22 protein-coding genes are annotated in these 23,732 nt (G+C 52.5%); 12 read left to right on the plus strand and 10 right to left on the minus strand.

The genetic code is table 11. The features are described from left to right. The first annotated feature begins 62 nt into the window (after window positions 1-62). The 5 genes from ynfF to clcB all read left to right on the plus strand — a co-directional run bounded on the left by ynfF (window position 63) and on the right by clcB (window position 6,039). Window positions 63-2,489 (plus strand): selenate/tellurate reductase subunit YnfF, encoded by a 2,427-nt coding sequence (gene ynfF, locus N0B36_RS15455; RefSeq protein ID WP_049281794.1) that lies wholly within the window; start codon window positions 63-65, stop codon window positions 2,487-2,489. Window positions 2,490-2,499: 10 nt separating this feature from the next. Continuing rightward, window positions 2,500-3,117: a DMSO/selenate family reductase complex B subunit gene (locus tag N0B36_RS15460; RefSeq protein ID WP_049281795.1), complete on the plus strand. Its 618-nt coding sequence runs from the start codon at window positions 2,500-2,502 to the stop codon at window positions 3,115-3,117. 1 nt (window position 3,118) lies between these two features. Further along, window positions 3,119-3,973 carry a dimethyl sulfoxide reductase anchor subunit family protein gene (locus N0B36_RS15465; protein ID WP_259688598.1) on the plus strand — a complete coding sequence of 285 codons (855 nt, stop codon included), beginning with the start codon at window positions 3,119-3,121 and terminating at the stop codon, window positions 3,971-3,973. 42 nt (window positions 3,974-4,015) lie between these two features. Then, complete coding sequence (dmsD, locus tag N0B36_RS15470) at window positions 4,016-4,630, plus strand: Tat proofreading chaperone DmsD (protein ID WP_016153048.1); 615 nt, start codon at window positions 4,016-4,018, stop codon at window positions 4,628-4,630. A 119-nt stretch (window positions 4,631-4,749) separates the two neighbouring features. Then, the gene (gene clcB, locus N0B36_RS15475; RefSeq protein WP_200107788.1) at window positions 4,750-6,039 is read left to right on the plus strand and encodes a voltage-gated ClC-type chloride channel ClcB; all 1,290 of its coding nucleotides are present in this window, start codon (window positions 4,750-4,752) and stop codon (window positions 6,037-6,039) included. On the opposite strand, the gene bioD is transcribed toward clcB, so the two are convergent. The 3 genes from bioD to N0B36_RS15490 all read right to left on the minus strand — a co-directional run bounded on the left by bioD (window position 5,995) and on the right by N0B36_RS15490 (window position 9,063). Then, entirely contained in the window at window positions 5,995-6,690 is a 696-nt protein-coding gene (gene bioD / locus N0B36_RS15480) for a dethiobiotin synthase (RefSeq protein ID WP_016153046.1), read from the minus strand. The genes clcB and bioD overlap by 45 nt on opposite strands. Window positions 6,691-6,815: 125 nt before the next feature. Continuing rightward, a complete protein-coding gene (gene mlc / locus N0B36_RS15485; protein ID WP_016153045.1) occupies window positions 6,816-8,036 on the minus strand; it encodes a sugar metabolism global transcriptional regulator Mlc in 1,221 nt (406 codons plus the stop codon). A gap of 118 nt (window positions 8,037-8,154) precedes the next feature. Next, the gene (locus tag N0B36_RS15490) at window positions 8,155-9,063 is read right to left on the minus strand and encodes a LysR family transcriptional regulator (protein WP_200107789.1); all 909 of its coding nucleotides are present in this window, start codon (window positions 9,061-9,063) and stop codon (window positions 8,155-8,157) included. 107 nt (window positions 9,064-9,170) lie between these two features. Here N0B36_RS15490 and N0B36_RS15495 point away from each other — a divergent pair, with 107 nt between their 5' ends. After that, window positions 9,171-10,424, plus strand: coding sequence for an MFS transporter (locus tag N0B36_RS15495; protein ID WP_047500485.1), 1,254 nt, complete (start codon window positions 9,171-9,173; stop codon window positions 10,422-10,424). 33 nt (window positions 10,425-10,457) lie between these two features. Here N0B36_RS15495 and N0B36_RS15500 read toward each other — a convergent pair whose 3' ends face one another. The 3 genes from N0B36_RS15500 to N0B36_RS15510 all read right to left on the minus strand — a co-directional run bounded on the left by N0B36_RS15500 (window position 10,458) and on the right by N0B36_RS15510 (window position 13,506). Next, window positions 10,458-11,144, minus strand: a complete 687-nt coding sequence (locus tag N0B36_RS15500) for a CPBP family intramembrane glutamic endopeptidase (RefSeq protein WP_103928198.1) — start codon at window positions 11,142-11,144, stop codon at window positions 10,458-10,460. A gap of 152 nt (window positions 11,145-11,296) precedes the next feature. Next, window positions 11,297-12,787, minus strand: a complete 1,491-nt coding sequence (locus N0B36_RS15505; protein ID WP_016156464.1) for an ATP-binding protein — start codon at window positions 12,785-12,787, stop codon at window positions 11,297-11,299. Beyond that, window positions 12,784-13,506, minus strand: coding sequence for a response regulator transcription factor (locus N0B36_RS15510; protein ID WP_016153040.1), 723 nt, complete (start codon window positions 13,504-13,506; stop codon window positions 12,784-12,786). The genes N0B36_RS15505 and N0B36_RS15510 overlap by 4 nt, the downstream gene beginning before the upstream one ends. A 189-nt stretch (window positions 13,507-13,695) precedes the next feature. Here N0B36_RS15510 and msrP point away from each other — a divergent pair, with 189 nt between their 5' ends. The 5 genes from msrP (at window position 13,696) to N0B36_RS15535 (ending at window position 18,484) form a co-directional block, all read left to right on the plus strand. After that, window positions 13,696-14,700, plus strand: a complete 1,005-nt coding sequence (gene msrP / locus N0B36_RS15515) for a protein-methionine-sulfoxide reductase catalytic subunit MsrP (protein ID WP_259688600.1) — start codon at window positions 13,696-13,698, stop codon at window positions 14,698-14,700. Next, window positions 14,701-15,327 carry a protein-methionine-sulfoxide reductase heme-binding subunit MsrQ gene (msrQ, locus tag N0B36_RS15520; RefSeq protein WP_259688601.1) on the plus strand — a complete coding sequence of 209 codons (627 nt, stop codon included), beginning with the start codon at window positions 14,701-14,703 and terminating at the stop codon, window positions 15,325-15,327. Between the two features lie 46 nt (window positions 15,328-15,373). Then, window positions 15,374-16,861: a carboxypeptidase M32 gene (locus N0B36_RS15525; RefSeq protein WP_016156460.1), complete on the plus strand. Its 1,488-nt coding sequence runs from the start codon at window positions 15,374-15,376 to the stop codon at window positions 16,859-16,861. Window positions 16,862-16,999: 138 nt separating this feature from the next. Beyond that, window positions 17,000-17,392, plus strand: coding sequence for an acid resistance repetitive basic protein Asr (gene asr / locus N0B36_RS15530; RefSeq protein ID WP_259688602.1), 393 nt, complete (start codon window positions 17,000-17,002; stop codon window positions 17,390-17,392). A 270-nt stretch (window positions 17,393-17,662) separates the two neighbouring features. After that, the gene (locus N0B36_RS15535) at window positions 17,663-18,484 is read left to right on the plus strand and encodes a serine protease (protein ID WP_016153036.1); all 822 of its coding nucleotides are present in this window, start codon (window positions 17,663-17,665) and stop codon (window positions 18,482-18,484) included. Window positions 18,485-18,518: 34 nt separating this feature from the next. On the opposite strand, the gene mdtI is transcribed toward N0B36_RS15535, so the two are convergent. Next, window positions 18,519-18,848, minus strand: coding sequence for a multidrug/spermidine efflux SMR transporter subunit MdtI (gene mdtI / locus N0B36_RS15540; protein WP_065554463.1), 330 nt, complete (start codon window positions 18,846-18,848; stop codon window positions 18,519-18,521). Beyond that, entirely contained in the window at window positions 18,835-19,200 is a 366-nt protein-coding gene (mdtJ, locus tag N0B36_RS15545; protein WP_161623250.1) for a multidrug/spermidine efflux SMR transporter subunit MdtJ, read from the minus strand. The genes mdtI and mdtJ overlap by 14 nt, the downstream gene beginning before the upstream one ends. Window positions 19,201-19,616: 416 nt before the next feature. Between mdtJ and N0B36_RS15550 the strand changes: the two genes are divergently transcribed. Then, complete coding sequence (locus N0B36_RS15550) at window positions 19,617-20,651, plus strand: AI-2E family transporter (RefSeq protein ID WP_019076755.1); 1,035 nt, start codon at window positions 19,617-19,619, stop codon at window positions 20,649-20,651. Window positions 20,652-20,774: 123 nt separating this feature from the next. Here N0B36_RS15550 and pntB read toward each other — a convergent pair whose 3' ends face one another. After that, window positions 20,775-22,163 carry a Re/Si-specific NAD(P)(+) transhydrogenase subunit beta gene (gene pntB / locus N0B36_RS15555; protein ID WP_016153031.1) on the minus strand — a complete coding sequence of 463 codons (1,389 nt, stop codon included), beginning with the start codon at window positions 22,161-22,163 and terminating at the stop codon, window positions 20,775-20,777. A gap of 10 nt (window positions 22,164-22,173) precedes the next feature. After that, entirely contained in the window at window positions 22,174-23,703 is a 1,530-nt protein-coding gene (gene pntA / locus N0B36_RS15560) for a Re/Si-specific NAD(P)(+) transhydrogenase subunit alpha (protein ID WP_029139532.1), read from the minus strand. Window positions 23,704-23,732 lie beyond the last annotated feature (29 nt).

Raw genomic sequence — 23,732 nt, forward strand, 5'->3', positions numbered from 1 at the left:
TAGCATGCTATTAATTTCGTTATAGAAATTAATATATAGCGATAACTATAATGGGGTGAGTAATGTCAAAAACTGAGCAATACGGAGGCATTAGCCGCAGGACGTTAGTGAAATCCTCGGCAATGGGTTCGCTGGCGCTTGCCGCGGGTGGGCTGTCGTTACCTTTCGGAATGCGCACTGCCGCCGCAGCGGTACAGCAGGCGATACAGCCCGTTGAAGAGAAGGTTGTCTGGAGTTCTTGTACCGTTAACTGTGGTAGTCGTTGTCTTTTACGTCTGCACGTTAAGGATGACTCCGTCTATTGGGTAGAGTCGGACACAACGGGCGATGATACCTACGGTAATCATCAGGTACGTGCCTGCTTGCGTGGCCGATCGATCCGTCGCCGTATGAATCACCCTGACCGCCTAAAATATCCAATGAAACGTGTAGGCAAGCGTGGAGAAGGAAAATTTGAAAGGATCACCTGGGATGAAGCACTGGACACCATTAGTGGTAATTTGAAGCGGATCCTGCAGGATTACGGTAACGAAGCGGTTCACGTGCTGTACGGTACAGGTGTAGATGGTGGGAATATTACTAACTCCAACGTCCCCTACCGCCTGATGAATTCTTGCGGCGGCTATTTGAGCCGCTACGGTAGTTATAGTACCGCGCAAATCAGCGCCGCAATGGGTTATATGTTTGGTGCTAACGACGGCAACAGTCCTGACGACATCGCCAATACAAAACTGGTCGTCATGTTTGGCAATAACCCTGCCGAAACCCGTATGAGCGGCGGCGGTGTAACCTGGTATGTTGAGCAAGCCCGCGAACGTTCTAACGCACGAATGATCGTTATCGATCCTCGATATAACGATACTGCCGCTGGTCGTGAGGATGAATGGCTGCCTATCCGACCAGGAACTGACGCTGCATTGGCTGCGGCGATCGCCTGGGTACTGATCACCGAAGATCTGATTGATAAACCTTTTCTTGATAAATACTGTGTCGGCTTCGATGAAACCACTCTTCCCGCCAGTGCACCGCGGAATGCACACTATAAAGCCTATATTTTAGGCGATGGACCAGACGGGATAGCCAAAACACCGGACTGGGCTTCCCACATTACCAGCATTCCGGCTGAGAAAATTATCCAGTTAGCGCGTGAAATCGGCGCAGCGAAACCCGCTTATATCTGCCAGGGTTGGGGACCGCAGCGTCACTCCAACGGTGAACAAACCGCTCGCGCGATTGCGATGCTCTCCGTTTTAACCGGCAATGTGGGGATAAACGGTGGTAACTCAGGGATGCGCGAAGGGACCTGGGATCTGGGCGTGGAATGGTTCTCCATGCTAGAAAACCCGGTTAAAACGCAGATATCAGTCTTTACCTGGACGGATGCTATTGATCATGGTGCAGAGATGACCGCGACCAAGGACGGTGTTCGCGGTAAAGATAAGCTGGACGTGCCTATCAAGTTTATCTGGTGTTATGCCAGCAATACGCTCATCAACCAGCATGGCAATATCGCGCATACCCATGATGTCTTACAGGATGACAGCAAGTGCGAAATGATCGTCGGTATTGAGCATTTTATGACTGCCTCCGCAAAATACTGCGACATTCTGCTACCTGACCTGATGCCAACTGAACAAGAAGATCTCATCTCACACGAGTCTGCCGGGAACATGGGCTATGTCATCCTTGGTCAACCTGCGACATCGCCAAAATTTGAACGTAAACCCATTTACTGGATGTTAAGTGAAGTCGCCAAACGTCTAGGTCCGGATGTATATCAAAAATTCACCGAGGGTCGTACGCAGCATGAATGGGTGAAATACCTGCATGCCAAGACCAAAGAGCGTAACCCGGAAATGCCGGATTACGACGAAATGAAAACGACAGGTATTTTCAAGAAAAAATGCCCCGAAGAACACTATGTTGCTTTCCGTTCTTTCAGAGAAGATCCTGGGGCTAACCCATTGAAAACGCCATCAGGGAAAATTGAGATTTACTCTGAACGGCTAGCAACCATTGCAGAAACATGGGAACTCAAAGACGATGAGATTGTTCATCCTCTTCCAGCTTATGCACCAGGCTTTGACGGTTGGGACGATCCTAAGCGCAAAACGTATCCATTGCAGCTCACGGGTTTCCACTATAAGGCGAGAACCCACTCCAGCTACGGCAATATCGATGTTTTACAGCAGGCTTGCCCGCAGGAGATCTGGATAAACCCCGTCGATGCCAGGACGCGCGGCATCCGTAATGGCGACACAGTTAGGGTGTTTAATAATATCGGCCAGATGCTGATCAGCGCGAAAGTCACACCGCGTATTTTGCCCGGCGTCACTGCCATCGGACAAGGAGCCTGGCTCAATGCCGATATGTTCGGCGACCAGATCGATCATGGTGGTTCCATAAATATTCTCACGTCGCATCGACCTTCTCCATTAGCGAAGGGGAATCCATCCCACAGTAATCTCGTTCAGGTTGAAAAGGCATAAGGACTAACCCATGACAACTCAGTATGGATTTTTTATTGATTCCAGCCGTTGCACGGGGTGTAAAACCTGCGAGCTGGCCTGCAAAGATTACAAGGATCTCACTCCCGACGTCAGTTTCCGGCGTATTTACGAATACGCTGGAGGCGACTGGCTGGAAGATAACGGCGTCTGGCAACAGAATGTCTTCGCCTACTACCTCTCCATTGCCTGTAATCACTGCGAAGATCCGGCCTGCACCAAGGTTTGCCCCAGCGGCGCTATGCATAAGCGTGAAGATGGTTTTGTGGTGGTGGATGAAGACATATGCATAGGCTGTCGCTACTGCCACATGGCCTGCCCGTACGGCGCACCGCAGTACAATGCCGCCAAAGGTCATATGACCAAGTGCGATGGCTGTCATGACCGCGTGGCCGACGGCAAAAAGCCCATCTGCGTCGAGTCCTGTCCGCTGCGCGCGCTGGACTTTGGTCCAATTGATGAGCTGCGCAAAAAGCACGGTGAACTGGCGGCGGTCGCTCCGCTGCCAGGTGCGCACTTCACCAAACCGAGCATTGTGATCAAACCCAACGCCAATAGCCGCCCGACCGGGGATATCACGGGTTATCTGGCGAATCCGCAGGAGGTGTAACATGGGCAATGGATGGCATGAATGGCCGCTGGTCCTGTTTACGGTGCTGGGCCAGTGCGTGGCCGGGGCGCTGATAGTGAGTGGCTATGGCTGGCTGACCGCTAAAGACGAGGTGGCAAAACAACGTATCGTGCGCAGCATGTTTTTTCTGTGGCTGGTGATGGGCATCGCCTTTCTCGCCTCGGTAATGCACCTGGGTTCGCCACTGCGTGCCTTTAACTCGCTGAACAGAGTTGGCGCATCTGCGCTGAGTAACGAAATCGCCAGTGGTTCACTGTTTTTCGCCGTCGGTGGCCTGTGGTGGCTGGTGGCGTTTCTCGGTAAAATGCCCGCAGCGTTAGGTAAAATCTGGCTGCTGGTGGGCATGCTGCTGGGTCTGGTATTTGTGCTGGCGATGACCAGCGTCTACCAGATAGACACTGTCCCGACCTGGTATAACGGCTACACTACGGTGGCATTTTTTATGACGATGTTGCTGAGCGGACCGCTGTTTGCCGCCCTGCTGCTGCGTGCTGCGGGTGTTTCCTCTGGCACCGCCAGATTCGCCTACGTGAGCGTTTTGGCCCTACTGGTGATCGTGGCGGTTATTGTTCTGCAGGGACTGTCGCTCGGCGGGATCCACAGTTCGGTACAATCCGCCAGCGGGCTGGTTCCCGACTACGGAAGCTTGCAGGTCTGGCGCATCATTCTGCTGGCCGCCGGTCTGGGCTGCTGGATATGCCCGCTTATCCGTCGTAAAGCACCGTCCGTCGGCGGCCTGGCGTTGGGCTTAGTGTTAGTCCTCGCCGGTGAAATCATTGGCCGCGGATTGTTTTACGGTTTACATATGACAGTCGGAATGGCTGTTGCAGGTTAACTTTCGGGTGCGGGGCAACCCGCACTGTTCAGGATTGTTTGCATGACCCATTTTTCGCAAGGTGACAACTTTTCTACCGCGGCGCGCGTTCTCGGCGCACTGTTTTACTATGCGCCAGATAGCGCGGAAGCCTCTGCATTAGTCAGCGCGTTAAGAGCCGATGGCTGGCAGGCGCAGTGGCCGCTCGATCAGGCAATGCTTTTTCCGCTGGCTGCACGGCTACAAGCCGAGGTCGATGAGCCTCTCCCGCAGGCCTGGCAACGCCTGTTTGTCGGTCCATATGCGCTACCCTCTCCGCCCTGGGGATCTGTCTGGCTGGATCGCGAAAACGTGTTGTTTGGCGACTCTACGCTGGCACTTCGTCAGTGGATGCGGGACAACGGCATCCAGTTTGCCATGCAGCAAAATGAGCCAGAAGATCACTTTGGTTCACTGCTGTTGCTGACGGCCTGGCTTGCTGAAAATGAACGCCACACCGAGTGCGAACAACTGCTGGCCTGGCATCTGTTCCCGTGGTCATCCCGCTTCCTTGATGTGTTTATCGAAAAAGCTGATCACCCGTTTTACCAGGCGCTGGGGGAGCTGGCCCGTCTGACGCTAGCGCAATGGCAGTCGCAGTTACTGATCCCGATAGCCGATAAGCCACTTTTTCGTTAGTTTCACCACAGGCAGGATGTGTCCTGCCTGTGTAGCATCCTGTTGCGCACGCTGAGCTTTTGCTTCTATTGCCAAATAGCCGCAAAATAAAGCGTCTGAAATTTCCTGTCTGGCCACTCATGCATCATTTACATGCTTATCCTGACCTGCGCGCCATGTTCCGCCGCCTGCTGATTGCTGCGCTGATTGGTATCCTTGCTGCGTTGGCCGTCGCAGGATTTCGCCACGCCATGCTCCTTCTTGAATGGTTGTTCCTGAGCAATGACACAGGGAGTCTGGTCAACGCGGCAACAAACCTTTCCCCTGTAAGACGCATGCTGACTCCTGCGTTAGGAGGGCTGGCGGCGGGTTTGCTGCTTTGGGGATGGCAAACGTTCAACCGGTTACGCCCGCAGGCTCCCACTGATTACATGGAAGCCTTGCAAACTAACGGACAATTTGACGTCAGTGCAAGCCTGGTGAAATCGCTGGCCTCCTTACTGGTCGTCTCCAGCGGGAGCGCCATCGGGCGCGAAGGTGCCATGATTTTACTGGCAGCGCTGGCAGCCTCCAGCTTTGCTCAACGCTTCACCCCGCGCACAGAATGGAAGTTATGGATTGCCTGCGGAGCCGCTGCGGGTATGGCCGGAGCGTATCATGCCCCACTGGCGGGCAGTCTATTTATTGCTGAAGTGTTGTTTGGCACCTTGATCCTCGCGTCACTGGGACCGGTGGTGGTATCCGCCGTCGTCGCCTTGCTCACCACCAATATGCTGAGCGACAGCAATGCGCTGTTGTATGCCGTGCACTTCACACGGGAACTGCATGCGCTGGAATACGTCATGATCATCAGCACCGGTCTGGCTGCCGGCGTTTGCGGACCGCTATTCATGTGGTTGATGACCGCCAGCCATAATGGTTTTTTGCGCTTAAAACTCTCGCCCCCGTGGCAACTGGCGCTCGGCGGGCTGATCGTTGGCCTGCTGTCATTGCTCACGCCTACGGTCTGGGGTAACGGCTACAGCGTGGTGCAGTCATATTTACTCTCCCCACCGCTGCTGGCCGTGGTGAGCGGGATCTTCATCTGCAAATTACTGGCGGTGCTTGCCAGCAGTGGTTCCGGTGCGCCTGGCGGTGTGTTTACGCCAACGTTGTTTGTCGGTCTTTCGGTGGGTATGCTGCTGGGACGAGTGTGGGGATTATGGCTTCCGGGTCCGGATGAGATTGCCATTCTGCTGGGATTAACGGGGATGGCCACGCTGCTGGCAGCTACCACGCATGCGCCAATAATGTCGACACTGATGGTTTGTGAAATGACCGGGGAGTATCGTCTGCTCCCCGGATTGCTGATTGCCTGTGTGGTGGCGTCTGTGCTGTCGCGAACGTTACGCCAGGACTCTATCTACCGACAACACGCTGCCGAGCATTGACAGACGGATGTACTGAGACAGCTCACGTTGCTCTGCGCGAGGCAGATAAGGCAGTTCACCGATCAGCGGTGCGGGTAATTTTTTGCCCAGCACATCAATGATTTCCGCATAATGCGCTAGCCCCGGGTTGATTCGGTTCGCGACCCAGCCAATCAAAGGCAGTCCGTCGCTGGCAATCGCCTGTGCGGTGAGGATGGCATGATTAATACAGCCTTCCTGGATACCCACCACCATCAGCACCGGCAGTTGTTCCTGCACCACCCATTCAGATAACGGACGCAGATCGTTCATCAGGCTCCGCCAGCCTCCGGTGCCTTCCACGACAACGTGATCCACTTTTTCGCTGAGGCTTGCGAGGCCGTTGGATAACAGGGTGTAATTGACCGGACCACTATGCGCTACGCTGCTTTCATCCTCACTCAACGCAATCGGGTTGACCGCCTCGTAGGGCAGTTCGATAGTAGACACGCTTTGCAGCACCAGCGCATCTTTGTTGCGCAGACCTTCAGGTGTCTCTTTGCTTCCTTTAGCCACGGGTTTGTAGCCCGCAACGCTTTTACCCCCTGACGCTAACGCTTGTAGTAATGCGCGGGAAACCACGGTCTTCCCAACAGAAGTGTCTGTACCTGTAATAAAGAAACGCTTCAGCATCACTAACTCCACCGTTATGCTTTGAAAATATAAGTCAGGAAAATAATACAGTGGAGAAAGTCTAAGGTATGACGACGAGAATCGGCTTGAGATAGCGCAATTTTTCGTACAACAGTTAAAAAATGTTAACCCTGTAATAGACGAATCAACAAAGAACCGTTATACATCGCGTCCTTCACGAGCGCCGCCCCTGCCATCGTCCCTTGATTGGTGAACTGCGTACTTTCGACGACAATATGCTGACTGTAGGCCGGAAGCGCTTGCTGACGAATGCTGTCAGCAATAGTGGGAAACAAAATATCTGCCGCTTTACTGAGCGGAGAACCAATCAATATTTTTTGCGGGTTGAACAAATTCACCATGATGGCCAGAATGCGTCCGACATGGGTCCCGACGCCGCTAATGATATCTTTCGCCAATAAATCCCCCTGCATCGCCGCCAGACACAGCGCGTCTACCGTTAACGGTTGCCCGTGTAGAGAAGAACTCATTGACTGCTTCAAGCGTACCTGTGCCAGTTCGAGCACGCTGTCGACGCTGGCGATCGTTTCCAGGCAACCATGGTTGCCGCAATAGCAGCGTTTGCCGTAGGGGTCCACCTGGGTATGACCAATTTCCACCAGGCTACTGCTGCCGGCATGCAGTAGATGACCGTCGGTGATTACCCCTGCCCCCACGTTATGATCGATCACTACCTGAATGACGTCGCGCGCGCCGCGCGATGCGCCAAAAAGCGCCTCGGCCATAGTCCAGGCGCTGATATCATGCTGAATATAGACCGGCACGCCGGTATGATTTTCAAGCGCTTCACCCAGCGGCATCTCTTTGACATCGTCGTAGAATGGCATGCGATGAACGATACCGTTTTCAGTATCAATAATGCCGGGTAAGGTAATGGCGATGGAGGTTAAGCGCTCCAGCTTTTGCTGGTGGCGTATGAAAAACTGATCGACCTGGGTAATAACGCGTTCCAGCAATGGTGTTTCACTGACCAGCGCCATTTCAAGACAATCTTCAACCACCAGTTTGCTGCTCAGATCGCGCAGCGCCAGAAAGATCTCGCCGCGACTGATACGAATGGATAAATAGTGCCAGGCTTCCGTTTCCACAACCAGCCCAACGGCCGGACGTCCACGGCTGCCCGCTTCCTTGATTTCCAACTCTTGCACCAGGTGCGCTTCGAGCATTTCGCGGACAATTTTAGTAATACTGGCAGGTGCCAATTGTGCCAGGCGAGAGAGATCAATACGCGATACCGGACCCAGCTGATCAATCAGGCGATAAACCGCGCCCGCATTGGTCTGCTTAATTTGATCGATATGCCCAGGCTGACTATCAGCAACCACCACTTACTCCCTTTATTTTCGCGCTCCGAAATAATCTGCGGGCTATGGTGAAGCACTTCAATGGCTTCCGTCAACTTTTTACTTAGCCTTGTGATTTACTGCACATTTTCGCCCATTTTTAAACTAAATTAATCGCCTGAACGGCCGCCAGCAGTTGCTCGCGAAAGCGTTGCGCGGCGTGACTTTGCTCATGATGTTTTGGCCACACTAGCCACATTTCCGAAACGGCATCTTCTTCCGCTATCGGGATCCAACACATTTCATACAATTGCACCCGTTTAAAGGAAGCGGGAAGAATGGAAACGCCTAATCCTGCGGCCACCAGCCCGATGATAGTCATCGCCTCGCCAACCTCCTGAGTGATAGTCGGCTTCAGTCCATAGCGATGCATGAGGCCAAGAATATCGTCATACAACCCCGTCCCCACATGCGGATCAAAAAAGACAAATGGCTCATTGGCCAACTCCGCCAATGTGACCACGGGCTTTTGCGCCAACGGATGCGCGCGCGGGATCATCGCCATCAGCGGCTCATGCAGAATGATTTCACGCTCCAGCGTTTCCGGAAGCTGCGTGTTGCGCAGAAGTCCCAAATCCAGCGTTCCTTCATTGAGCGGGGCAATTTGCTCGCGCGTGTTCATTTCACGGGTTTGCATATGTACAGCGGGGTAGCTCTGGCGAAAGAGGGATAACGTATCTGAAACCGCTTTGATAAACGGTGCCGATGACGTAAAGCCGATACGCAATTCCCCCGCTTCTCCCAGATGCAGACGCTCAGCCCTTGCAGCGGCCTCATTAACCAGCCCCAGGATCTGCCGACTGTCTGCCAGAAACTGCTTTCCGGCAGCGGTCAGCGCCACGCTGCGGTTAGTGCGCGCCAGAAGTCGGGCGCCGACCTGCTGCTCGAGGATCTGGATTTGCTGGCTCAGCGGCGGTTGCGAAATATTCAGCCGTGCCGCCGCCCGGCCAAAATGCAATTCTTCGGCAACCGCTACAAAGTAACGTAAATGACGCAGCTCGATATTCATATTTTTAAGATATCATTTGAGATTATTAATATATTAGACAGAATAATGTGATTTTCATACTCTTAATGCTAGTCATGTAGAGGTAATTGATTGAGCAAGGATTTCAAGTGAGCCGTACAACCACTGTCGATACCGCGCCGACAAGCGATGTTGATGAACAGAGAGTTACCCCGCCGGATAGTTTTATCAAACGCGGAACATCCCCATTTATGCGCGTCACGCTGGCGCTGTTTTCTGCCGGACTGGCGACATTTGCTCTCCTCTATTGCGTGCAACCCATACTGCCAGTGCTCTCGCACGAGTTTGGGGTCTCTCCCGCCAGCAGCAGTATTTCGCTTTCCATCTCAACGGCGATGCTCGCGATCGGTTTACTGTTTACCGGTCCACTTTCCGATGCGATAGGCCGCAAGCCGGTGATGGTGACCGCCCTGCTGCTCGCGTCCTGCTGTACGTTGCTTTCGACGATGATGACCAGCTGGCACGGTATTTTAATCATGCGTGCGCTGATAGGTCTTTCGCTCAGCGGCGTGGCGGCTGTGGGAATGACCTATCTGAGCGAGGAAATACATCCCAGCTTCGTCGCCTTCTCAATGGGCTTATATATCAGCGGTAACTCGATTGGTGGTATGAGTGGCCGTTTGATAAGCGGCGTGTTTACCGACTTTTTTAACTGGCGTATCGCGCTGGCGGCGATCGGTTGTTTTGCCCTCGCCTCCGCGCTGATGTTCTGGAAAATCTTGCCGGAATCTCGTCATTTCAGACCCACATCGCTGCGACCGAAAACGCTGTTTATCAACTTTCGTTTACACTGGCGCGACAGAGGGTTGCCGCTGCTGTTTGCGGAAGGTTTTTTACTGATGGGGTCGTTTGTCACGCTGTTTAATTACATCGGCTACCGTCTGATGCTCTCGCCGTGGGAACTCAGCCAGGCGGTTGTTGGTCTGTTGTCCGTAGCCTATCTGACCGGGACCTGGAGCTCACCGAAAGCGGGGTCGATGACCACCCGCTATGGACGTGGTCCGGTAATGCTCTTTTCAACCGGCGTGATGCTGATAGGACTGTTGATGACCCTGTTCACGTCGCTGTGGCTGATCTTCGCCGGGATGCTGCTCTTTTCAGCCGGGTTCTTTGCCGCGCACTCCGTGGCAAGCAGTTGGATTGGACCACGGGCAAAACGCGCTAAAGGCCAGGCATCTTCCCTGTATCTGTTCAGCTATTATCTGGGTTCCAGTATTGCCGGTACGCTGGGTGGCGTATTCTGGCACAGCTACGGCTGGAACGGCGTGGGCGGATTTATCGCCCTGATGCTGGTGCTGGCGTTGCTGGTCGGTGCACGTCTGCACCATCGTCTGCACGTATAATCCACGATGCCCGGGTTCCGGGCATCGCCTTCATCAACCAGGCTGTAACGTCTGAGCCCCCATTTGCAGGGCAATAACCGTCCCGTTCATCGCTATATGCAGTATAACCGGCATCAGCAGGCCGTTGCTTTTCAGTCTGGCGATGATCAAAACCTGCGACACAAGAAACAGCATCAGCAACGTGCGCAGATCCACATACTGCGTATGCATGATGGCAAAAATGACCGATACCACCACCGACGACAGCCAGGTTTTATTATTGAACCAATACTGGAATGCGTTGAATAAACAGCCCCTGAAAACAATCTCTTCATACACTGGCGCAATAAATATCAGGGTCAGAGTGGATAACCACAGCGCGTAGCTGTTTAGGGATATCTGGCTGGTCACCCACGCTTCGGTTTGTCTGAGGCCCAGAAACCATGGCAGGATAAGCTGAATAAACAGCAGCGCCACGAACAAAATGGCAAACCACCTGGCGTTGAAAATTCCCTTTCCCAGCCCCTCTCTTTTTCTGAAGAAGAAGTAATACAGCGGGACCAGCACAACAAATTCCAGCGCAAACAGCAGAGGAAAAAGTAGCCCTTTGGCAAGCAGAACCTGGCTGGCGGGGAAAAACAACGGAATAAACGTGAGGCCAAACATCAGCAAAAACATGGTAAAACAGCCAGCAACCGCTTTGGTCCTGACGATATACAGGTTGTCGGCATCCTGTGACATACGATCTCCTTGCGCTTATCAAAGATAACTTGATGAATTATCAATATATGATAAAAATTCTCATTATCACTGACAACCTACCAACATTTACGCAATGCCCACGGTTTACAACGCGTAGAGCGTTACAGACTCTTTTCAGCGGAACATTCTCATCAGCTACTCAGTGGAGAATCCGCCAGCGGCAACGAAAAACGGAAACAGGCCCCTGCCGTTGAATTAATCAGGCGGATATCTCCCCCATGCAGTTCGAGCATTCTGCGCACGATCAGTAAGCCCAGACCACCACGCTCAGCCCGCTGCTCACGGGGTAGTAACGCCGTCGGGCGCTGAAATAATACTTCGCGAACAGCCTCTTCGACGCCAGGCCCACTGTCCTGCACTTCTGCTAACAAGCGGTCTTCATCACGCCAGACTTTTAGCCACACTTCGCCCCCGTCAGGCGTATGACGGATAGCGTTATCCAGCAAATTCGTGACGATTCTTTCCATCATCGATAAATCGGCATTCACCAGCGGTAACGGACCAATTACGTCAAGGTGCAACTGCAAATGACGCGTGGCAACGGGTAGATCAAATTTCTGCGCCACATCCTGGATCAGCTCGCCAATAGCAAAACGTTCACGCTGTGGTTTTATGCCGCCATGCTCAAGTCTCGCCAGCTCAAAAAGCTGTTGTGACAGATGGCGAACCTTATGCCCCTGGCGCAGTGCAATACTAAGATAATGCCGGTTTTCCTCCGGCGTCATCGTATCGGCTTTCAGCGACAGCATTTCCAGATACCCCAGCAGTGAAGTGAGCGGCGTACGTAAATCGTGCGAAATATTGGCGATAAACTCTCTGCGCTGACGATCGCTGTCAGCTAATAAATCCCATTGGTGGGCAATTTTCTGTGCTAACTCAATAAATGCATTGTTCAGCAACGCAATTTCATTCGCCGGAGCTAAATCGGGCTTTTTCTGCGCTAGCTGTTTGATGACGCTAATGCTGTCCTGCTCCAGATTAACCACCTGACCGGTCAGCCTTTTCACCGGATTCGTCACCCATCTCCACACCAGGTACCCCGCGATTGCACCGGCTAATAAAACCAGTATTAACGTCCCGGTCACGGTGTTCCAAAGCGTTTTTTGCCAGGCGGTATTCGCCAGCATATTGAGATCTTCGCCCTGGAGAATAATGTACAAATAGCCATGCAGCTTGCCGTTAAATAAAACTGGCGCGGCGCTGAATACCTTTTGCTGGCTGCTGCGCGGATCATTGCCATAAACGGGCAGCTCGTCCGAATTAAGGAAAACCTGGATCGGCTGTACGCTAATGTTCTGGCGCTGAATATGCCCAGGCGGAGCGGCATCAGCAAGTATCTCGCCTGATGGTGAAACCAGATACAGCTCCACGCTAGGGTTGAGCGTCATCAGGTGATTAAACAGTCCTTTTAAGGTCTGCCGATTAACCTGCCCGCTGGCATCAATAAGCGACTCACTTTTGACAATTTTGCTTGCCAATTCCAGCGAGAGCCTTTGCACCATGGCGTCGCCATACTGTTTACTGCTGCGGATCTGGACAACGCTGACCGCAACCGCGCAAATCAACATAATAGCGGTAAAGACCAGGGTCAGACGCTGGCTCAGCGACAATCGATAAATCATGGTTGATGCTCCGCGTTAACCGCAGCAAGCTTATAGCCTCGTCCCCACACGGTAAGAATAATTTCCGGCTCCGCAGCATCTTTTTCAATTTTGGTGCGCAGGCGATTGATATGACTGTTCACCGTATGCTCATATCCTTCGTGCTGGTAGCCCCACACCTGGTCTAACAACGCCTGACGCGAAAAGACCTCGCCGGGATGGCGGGCGAAAAAATAGAGCAGATCGAATTCACGCGGCGTTAAATCGAGGGATTTACCCTGCAGGCGGACTTCCCGGGCTAATGGATCAATCTCCACACCATGGACGGTGATAATCCCCGCCTCCATACGCAGGTTCTGACTCATCGCCTCTTGACGGCGAAACAACGCCTTCACCCGGGCCATCAATTCCAGCACCGAGAAAGGTTTGGCTAAATAATCATCGGCGCCCATTTCCAGCCCCAGTACGCGGTGAGTTTCACTGGTGCGAGCGCTGATAATAATGACAGGTAGATAGAAACTCATTTGTCGAATGCGACGACAAATTTCCAGACCGTCCACGCCCGGCAGCATTAAATCGAGGATAACGGCATCCCAGACGTGCTTCTCCAGTAGCTCGACCGCACGTGCCCCATCAGCCTCATGAATAATTTCGTACCCCTCATCCTTCAGGCTAAGTTGCAAAAGTGAGGCAATATCGCTGTCATCTTCCACCAAAAATATCTTTTTCGCGCCTGCCATCAGTGTCATCCCCCTCTCGTCATGCTGAAAGCTTACCTCAGGCAAGGGGCGGAAGTTATCACAAAATTTTTAACTTTTCGTGAGGATCCAGGGATACGCATGCGTCCAGTATGTCGTTATAGATAGGTCAGGCATCAACAGGGAAACGTCGATTTGTTTTCCTTAACATGAAAATAAAAAGGAAAAGTTATGCAGAAAAAACATCCACTTCGGGAAGCTGATGTTACCGCCGAGTCCGTTTTTTTTATGCAACGACGACAGATCCTCAAAGCTCTTGGGATAGGTGCGGCGGCGGCTTCGTTCTCTTCCCCGACACAGGCCGGTCTGTTGAATTGGTTTAAAGGCAACGATCGCCCGTCTGCACCAGCGGGCAAACCGCTCGAGTTCACAAAACCCGAGATCTGGCAAAACGATCTGCCCTTGACGCCAGAAGACAAGGTCACGGGCTACAACAATTTCTACGAATTTGGTCTGGATAAAGCCGATCCTGCCGCGAATGCCGGTAGCCTGAAAACCGATCCCTGGACATTAACCATCAGCGGTGAAGTGAACAAACCTTTAACGTTGGATCATGATGCGCTGACGACTCGTTTTCCATTAGAAGAGCGTATTTACCGGATGCGTTGCGTTGAGGCGTGGTCGATGGTTGTACCGTGGGTCGGCTTTCCTTTGCATAAATTATTGGCGCTGGTTGAACCCACCAGCCACGCCAAATACGTCGCCTTTGAAACACGCTACGCGCCTGATGAAATGCCCGGCCAGAAAGATCGCTTCATTGGTGGCGGGTTGAAGTATCCCTATGTTGAAGGTTTACGTCTGGATGAGGCCATGCACCCGCTTACCCTTCTGACCGTGGGCGTGTATGGCAAAGCGTTGCCGCCGCAAAACGGGGCGCCAATACGCCTGACCGTACCCTGGAAGTACGGCTTCAAGGGCATTAAATCGATAGTCAGTATTAAGCTGACGCGTGAACAGCCGCCGACGACCTGGAATATGTCGGCACCTAACGAATACGGTTTTTACGCCAACGTAAATCCGCAAGTCGATCACCCCCGCTGGTCTCAGGCCACGGAACGTTTTATCGGTTCGGGTGGCATTCTCGATGTACAGCGACAGCCCACGTTGCCTTTTAATGGTTATGCCGATGAGGTGGCTTCTTTATATCAGGGCATGGATCTACGGGAGTATTTTTAAGTGAGGTTAACCGCAAAACAGATAACCGGCCTGAAAGTACTGCTGCATCTCGCCGGTTTATTACCCCTGCTATGGCTCTTCTGGGCCGCGCAGCGTGGTGAGTTGGGGGCCGACCCGGGTAAAGATATCCAGCACTTTACGGGCATCACCGCGCTGAAGTTTCTGCTTGCTACCCTGCTGGTGTCACCGCTTGCCCGCTACGCAAAGCAGCCGTTGTTGTATCGCACCCGTCGATTATTAGGGTTATGGTGTTTTGCATGGGCCACGCTGCATATGACCAGCTATGCGCTGCTGGAGTTGGGTATACAAAATCTGGGATTATTGGGACGTGAACTGGTTTCACGCCCATGGTTAACGTTGGGCATGACTGGTTGGATAATCTTATTCCTGCTGACGCTGACCTCCACGAAAGCCGCGCAACGTAAAATGGGCAAACGCTGGCAAACGTTGCACAACTACGTCTACCTGGCGGCCGTTTTGCTTCCGCTGCATTATCTGTGGTCGGTAAAAGTGTTATCACCGCTCCCCATTATTTATGCCCTCTGTTTTATCGTGCTACTGGCTTTTCGCTATAAAAAGCTGTTACGCAAAGTCGCGTACAAAGGTGTGTTTATGAAAAGTGAATGAATCACGGTAAACTTCTCATCACACCTAAACAGAACGAGAACAAAAAATGAGTAACAATGATAATTACCATCAGCTCACCCGCACGTTCCAGCGGCTCTCTCGCTTCTCCCACCTCTCGGCAATCGCCAGTTGGGACATGTTTACCATGATGCCATCTGGCGGCAGCAAAGCTCGCGGCGAAGCACTGGCCGAGCTGAGCGTGCTTGAGCACCAGTTGTTAACCGATCCGAAGGTGGCAACGTGGATCGCCGCAGCCCAACAGGAAGACCTTAACGATGTTGAGCAAGCCAACCTGCGCGAAATGTCGCGACTGCATCATCAGGCATCCTTACTACCTGAATCGTTGGTAGAAGCGAAATCACTCGCGGGTAGCCGCTGCGAGCATGCCTGGCGCAGCCAGCGACCAGCCAATGACTGGGAGGGATTTTCCGAAAACCTGAAAGAGGTCGTGAAGCACAGTCGTGAAGAAGCCCGGCTGCGTGCGGAAGCCACAGGCTGTTCGCCGTATGACGCGCTACTGGACATATTCGAACCAGGGATGACCAGTGCCCAATTGGATGTTCTGTTTGCAGACGTTAAAAGCTGGTTACCGGACCTGCTCAATAAAGTGGTGGCAAAGCAGTCTCAGCAGTCGCTCATCGCCCCAGTTGGTCCTTTCCCAACCGCAATCCAGCGAGAGTTGGGCCTTGAAACGATGGCGCAGTTGGGATTCGATTTTACGGCTGGTCGACTGGATATCAGTGCGCACCCCTTCTGTGGTGGCGTACCTGAAGATGTGCGTATCACCACCCGCTATGATGAAAACGAATTACTTAGCGCGCTGTTTGGCGTGATCCATGAAACCGGTCACGCCCGCTATGAGCAAAATCTGCCGCACAGTTGGTCAGGGCAACCTATCGCTCTGGCACGCTCAACCGCTATTCATGAGTCCCAGAGTCTGTTCTTTGAGATGCAACTGGGGCGCAGTAAAGCATTTCTGACGCGGTTAATTCCTGCTGTGACGCGCCACTTTGGCGATCAGGCTGCGTTTGAAGAAAGCAATTTCATCGCCTGGAACCAGCAGGTTAAACCCGGTTTTATCCGTGTTGATGCCGACGAGGTGAGCTATCCTGCTCACGTTATCCTGCGTTATGAAATCGAACGCGCGCTCATTAATGGCGATATTGAAGTGGATGATATCCCGGCATTGTGGAATGAGAAAATGCAGTCCTGGCTGGGGCTGTCAACCATCGGCAACTATCGTAACGGTTGTATGCAGGATATTCACTGGACCGATGGCGGCTTTGGCTACTTCCCTTCTTATACTTTAGGCGCCATGTATGCGGCGCAGTTATTCAGTGCCGCTAAGCGCGCATTGCCTGATTTAGAGCAGTCTATTGCGCAAGGTGAGTTTGGTGCCCTGTTTGACTGGTTACGTCAGAATATCTGGCAGCATGGCAGCCGTTTTACCACTGAACAGCTTATTACCCAGGCCACCGGAGAGCCGCTCAGCAGCCGTTATTTCCGCGCTCATCTGGAAGCCCGCTATTTGTAATCTCATACCGTGAGTCATTGTACATATCGTTACACGCCGAAACCAATGACTCACGGAAGCCCTGTGATTACAGCGATATAGTTATTTCAACGGCCCCGCAGTGGGGTTGAATGAAAAAACCAAATCGAGGGTATGAGAATGAAAAAAGTATTAGCTCTGGTTGTTGCCGCTGCTATGGGTCTGTCTTCTGCTGCATTTGCTGCTGAAACAACTGCTACCACTGCTCCAGCTGCTGCAACCACCAAAGCAGCTCCGGCAAAAACTACTCATCATAAAAAACAGCACAAAGCCGCGCCGCAGAAAGCGCAGGCAGCTAAGAAACACGCTAAAAAATCCGCCACAAAACCGGCTGTAGAACAGAAAGCGCCAGAGCAGAAAGCACAGGCAGCTAAAAAACACACCAAAAAAGCAGCGACCAAACCCGCTGCAGAACAAAAAGCACCAGAGCAGAAAGCTCAGGCAGCTAAAAAACACACCAAAAAAGCCGTAAAACACGACACCGCTAAACCCGCAGCTCAACCTGCTGCATAACACATTTGTAGTTACTATGGCGTCCCCCACGCCATAGCATACGGCGCTAAATCGACCTGATTTAGCGCCGCCTTTTGGAGGGTAAAATGGTGTCACATTATCGCTTTGAGTTCATTCTTATTACCCTGATAATTTGCGCCCTCATTGCCATGCATTTTTATCTTTCCTGAGCGTAGTTATCTGATTTTACTCCCACTTTCCCGCCGTCCCGTCTATAGTATTAACTGAGGGTTTGCTGTTAAAAATCATAATTCCCCACCAGAGTGTGATATGCATAAAACCATTGCTGTGTTACTGGGTTCAATTTGTTTACTTCCTGTCGTTGCGCATGCGGACCAGCCTGCAACGGCCAGCGCTGAAGCAGAAAACGTAAAAACGCTGTTTTTTGGTCATGACGATCGCATAAAAGTGACTGACCCAACGCAATCTCCTTGGGACGCTATCGGGCAACTGGAAACCGCCAGCGGTAACCTGTGTACTGCCACGCTCATTTCACCACGACTGGCACTGACTGCCGGACACTGCTTACTCACCCCCCCGAAAGGCAAGCCGGATAAAGCCGTGGCATTACGCTTCGTGTCGAAAAAGGGTGTCTGGCGCTACGAGATCCACGGCATTGAAGGACGGGTTGATCCCTCGCTAGGAAAACGTTTAAAAGCCGATGGCGATGGCTGGATTGTGCCGCCTTCCGCGGCCCCGTGGGATTTTGGTCTGGTGGTGCTGCGTTACCCACCTTCTGGCATCACACCGCTGCCATTATTTGAAGGTGATAAAGCGGCATTAACCGCGGCGCTGAAAACCGCAGATCGTAAAGTTACGCAGTCGGGCTACCCGGAAGATCATCTCGATGACTTGTACACGCATCAGGATTGCGTGGTGACCGGTTGGGCGCAGAATACCGTTTTGTCGCACCAGTGCGACACACTCCCGGGCGACAGCGGTTCACCATTGATGTTGAAGACAGATACTGGCTGGCAGTTGATTGGCGTACAAAGCTCCGCTCCGGCGGCGAAAGATCGCTGGCGGGCCGATAATCGCGCCATATCCGTGACCGGTTTTCGCGATAAGCTGGATGAGTTGGCGAAGGAATAACCTATGCTGCCCGTAGTAACGGGCAGCACTGAGATCAGGCAAGTTTAATCATTACCATTCCGGCAAGCAGCAGCGCCACACCGATCCAGCCTTTATGATTCAGGCGCTGACCAAACAATACCCAACCTGCCGCTAACGTCGCGGCAATCCCGAAGCCGCCCCACAAGGCGTAGGCAACAGAAAGGTCGATACCTTTTACCGCCTGGGACAGCGCGCTAAAGGCCGCTAACACGGCTACCAGCGACAGCACGCCATAAGTCTTGCGGCGAAACCCATCTGAAAATTTCAAAAAGACGTTAGCGACGATTTCGAGCACAATGGCTATGCCAAGCCATGCGCCGTGAACCCACTCAAACTGCTGCATGGCTCACCTCTCTGCCCGCCTTTGTCGGTTTTCGTGTACCGGATTTAATCAGCACAATACCTAACACCAGCGAGACCAGTCCAGCCACCTTCATCGTGGACAAGGTTTCGTCAAATAACAGCACGCTGAACAGCGTAATAAATAAAATACCGATACCTTCCCATAAGGCATAGGCCACACCAAGGGCAATTTTTTTAACGGCAAAACTGAGAAAAATATACGATAAGGCAATCATTACCAGCATTAAAATAAAGCCCGAATTACCATGGCCGACGCTTGCCCATTTCATTGACAGCGTACCAGTAATTTCAGCCGCGATGGCCAGACCTAATAATATCCAGTAAAACATAATGCTTCTCCTGCTTGAGAATATAGTCCTTTGGGCCTACTGCATGCAGTAAACCAAAAAATAAAATTAGTTAGCTCAGCGCACAGCGCCAGCTCAGGCAGAAGAAGGGACTAAAGCGCGTTGCGCCAGTGTTGCTCACCCGCAAGCAAGAAAGTGGAGGAGGTACGAAGAAGTGAAGGTAAACGCAAAAACATCCTGAACATATTGTCCATAATATTACAATTATCCGCAGTGTTGCTTCTCATCATCGCGGATGATAATTGTCCTCGGTAGTTAAACACAGATGATTTGTACCATAGCTTCAATGCGAACTCAAAGTCTTTTCACTTCTTTACCTGCCCCATTTGATTTTTGTTATAACGGCTCGACGCAAATCACATTATTATTCAGATTCAAAAATGAAAAATGCAGGAATACACATGGCGAAACCGATCATCACGCTTAACGGCCTAAAAATAGTCATTATGCTGGGCATGCTGGTTATCATCCTGAGCGGCATCCGCGTTGCCGCAGATATCATCGTCCCATTTATTCTGGCGTTATTTATTGCCGTCGTGCTTAACCCCGTGGTGCAGCGGATGGTCAAACTTCGCATACCGCGCGTAATAGCGGTATCATTACTCATTGTTATTATTGTGATGCTAATGGTGTTGCTATTAGCGTATTTAGGTACATCCTTAAATGAGCTTGCGCGAACGCTGCCGCAGTATCGCTCTTCACTGGTTATCCCACTCAAAAACCTTGAGCCGTGGTTACAGCGCGCAGGGATCGGCGTTTCCGTGGATGAACTCGTCAAATATATCGATCCGAACGCGGCAATGACGCTGGTGACCAATTTACTGGCACAGCTGTCTAATGCCATGTCATCGATATTTTTACTGCTGTTAACGGTGGTTTTTATGCTGCTGGAAGTACCGCAGTTACCCAACAAACTCAAACAAATGATGAGCCGTCCCATTGAGGGAATGGCGGCGATTCAACGCGCCATCGACAGCGTATCCCACTATCTGGTGCTCAAAACGGCGATCAGCATTGTGACCGGGCTGGTGGCCTGGGGCATGCTCGCCGCACTCGACGTGCGTTTCGCTTTTGTCTGGGGACTGCTGGCGTTTGCGCTCAACTATATTCCTAATATCGGTTCAGTGCTGGCCGCCATTCCCCCTATTGCTCAGGTGCTGGTATTTAGCGGCCTTTATGACGCCCTGGTGGTTTTCGCAGGTTATCTGGTCATTAACCTGGTGTTCGGGAATATCCTCGAACCGCGGATCATGGGACGTGGACTTGGGTTGTCTACGCTGGTGGTGTTTCTGTCGTTAATCTTCTGGGGCTGGTTACTGGGGCCTGTCGGGATGCTGCTTTCTGTACCGCTGACCATCATCGTGAAAATCGCGCTTGAACAAACCAACGGTGGTCAAAGCATTGCAGTGTTGCTAAGCGATCTCAATAAAGAATGAATATACACGGCGTTTTACGGTGATTAGACGGTTAAAACCGTATGGGTTTATGAGCGGTAATCATGAATAGCGGAGTATTAAAAAGACGGCCTCCGCAGAGGCCGTCTTGGTTTGCGCTGACGATTACAGCGCTTTCAGGATCGCATCCACGCTGGCTTTGGCATCGCCAAACAGCATATGGGTGTTTTCTTTAAAGAACAGCGGGTTCTGCACGCCAGCATAGCCGGTGTTCATAGAACGTTTGAACACGATAACGTTCTGCGCTTTCCATACTTCCAGCACCGGCATACCGGCGATTGGGCTACGCGGATCGTCCTGCGCCGCCGGGTTTACCGTATCGTTGGCGCCAATCACCAGCACGGTATCGGTATCGGCGAAATCATCATTGATTTCATCCATTTCCAGCACGATGTCATACGGTACTTTGGCTTCCGCCAGCAGCACGTTCATATGACCAGGCAAGCGCCCTGCTACCGGGTGAATACCAAAGCGTACCTTGATGCCGCGCGCGCGCAGTTTCTCGGTGATTTCAGCGACCGGATATTGCGCCTGTGCCACGGCCATGCCATAGCCCGGGGTGATTATCACGGAGTGCGAGTTCTTCAGCATTTCTGCCGTGTCTTCCGCATTAATCTCACGATGCTCACCGACTTCTTCATCAGACCCCGTAGAAGAACCATCAGAACCAAAGCCACCGGCAATCACGCTGATAAACGAACGGTTCATCGCCTTACACATGATGTAAGACAGGATCGCACCGGAAGAACCGACCAGCGCACCGGTGACGATCAGCAGATCGTTGCTGAGCATAAAGCCCGCCGCCGCCGCCGCCCATCCTGAATAGGAGTTAAGCATTGAAACGACGACCGGCATATCCGCACCGCCGATGGACGCCACCAGATGCCAGCCAAAGGCTAACGCAATAATGGTCATCACCAGCAGCGCCAGAACCTGCAGACCCACGCTTTCGGTACGAACAAACACCACCAGCAGCAGGAAAGAAACAACCAGTGCCGCCAGGTTCATTTTGTGACGATTCGGCAGCATCAGCGGTTTAGAGGAGATCTTACCGCGCAGTTTGCCAAACGCCACCACGGAACCGGTAAAGGTCACCGCACCGATGAAGATACCAAGGAACACTTCCGTCAGGTGAATGTTCACCAGAATCGGTTCCAGGCCCGTGTCGTGATACAGGTAGCTGTTGAAACCCACCAGTACCGCCGCCAGACCGACGAAGCTGTGTAGAATCGCCACCAGCTCCGGCATCTCGGTCATCTCGACTTTCTTCGCCAGACGAATACCAATCGCGCCGCCGATGATCATCGCCACCAGGATCCACGCAACGTTGCCGGTCTCCGGGCCAAAAATCGTGGCAATCAGCGCAATCGCCATCCCGGCGATACCGTAGTTGTTACCCTGTTGAGAGGTTTCGTGTTTCGAAAGCCCCGCCAGGCTGAAAATAAACAGGATCGCGGCAACAATGTATGCAGCTGTAACTAATCCTCCAGACATATGTTACCCCTTAGTTTTTCCGGAACATTTTCAGCATGCGCTGAGTCACGGTGAAGCCACCGAAAATATTAATGCTGGCAATAAGCACCGCGATAAAGCTCAGGAAACTCACCCAGCCACCCTGGCCAATTTGCAATAACGCCCCGACAACGATGATCCCGGAGATAGCGTTTGTCACGGACATCAGCGGAGTGTGTAGCGCGTGCGACACATTCCAGACCACGTAGTAACCAACTACACAGGAAAGCGCGAACACCGTAAAGTGACCCAGGAACTCTTTCGGCGCGACATCAGCAAGCCAGCCAAACAGTATGACGACCAGCGCCATCAACGCATATTTGCGCCACGGTGAGGCCGGTTTTTTCTCTTCTTTCGGCGCGGGCGCGGCTTTTGGCGCAGCCTGCGGCTGAGCAGAAACCTGGATAGGCGGCGCAGGCCAGGTGATTTCACCCTCGCGAACTACCGTAACGCCACGTACGACTACGTCGTCAAAATCGACGGTGATATTGCCGTCTTTCTCTTTGCACAACAGCTTGAGCAGGTTAACGAGGTTCGTGCCATAAAGCTGGGAAGACTGCGTCGGCAGTCGGCCTGGCAGGTCGGTATAACCGATAACCTTCACCCCGTTCTCGGTGGTGGTCACCTGGTTGGGCACGGTATATTCGCAGTTACCGCCGTTTTGCGCGGCGAGATCGACAATCACGCTGCCCGCCTTCATCGAATCGACCATTTCACGGGTGATCAGTTTCGGTGCCGGTTTGCCCGGAATCAACGCGGTGGTAACGATAATATCAACGTCTTTCGCCTGTGCGGCGAAGAGCGCCATTTCGGCTTTGATGAACGCTTCGGACATCACCTTGGCGTAACCGTCGCCGCTGCCGGCCTCTTCTTTAAAGTCCAGTTCGAGGAACTCAGCGCCCATACTCTGAACTTGTTCTTTCACTTCCGGACGAGTGTCAAAAGCACGAACGATAGCGCCCAGGCTGTTTGCCGCACCGATAGCTGCCAGACCTGCCACACCCGCCCCAATCACCATGACCTTGGCAGGTGGAACCTTGCCCGCGGCGGTGATCTGCCCGGTGAAGAAGCGGCCAAATTCATGAGCGGCTTCAACAATGGCACGATACCCGGCGATATTCGCCATCGAGCTTAAGGCATCCAGCGACTGCGCGCGCGAAATACGCGGCACGGAGTCCATCGCCATAACCGTCACGTTGCGCTCTGCCAGCTTTTGCAATAGCTCAGGGTTTTGCGCGGGCCAAAGAAAACTCACCAGCGTCGTGCCCGGGTTGAGCAACGGGATTTCCGCCTCTTCCGGCGCGTTGACCTTCAGGATGATCTCTGACTGCCAGACGGCATTTCCGTCAACAATTTCTGCGCCTGCTTGTACAAACGCCTTATCGTCAAAACTTGCCAGTTGACCTGCACCGCTTTCAACCGCGACGCTGAAACCCAACTTAAGCAGCTGCTCAACCGTCTTCGGCGTAGCTGCGACGCGGGTTTCATTGGTTAACCGTTCTCTTGGTATGCCAATTCGCATAATGTTCCCTTCCATCTGTATTTGTGATG

This window comes from Citrobacter sp. XY323, from assembly GCF_025106035.1.
Taxonomy (GTDB): domain Bacteria; phylum Pseudomonadota; class Gammaproteobacteria; order Enterobacterales; family Enterobacteriaceae; genus Citrobacter; species Citrobacter braakii.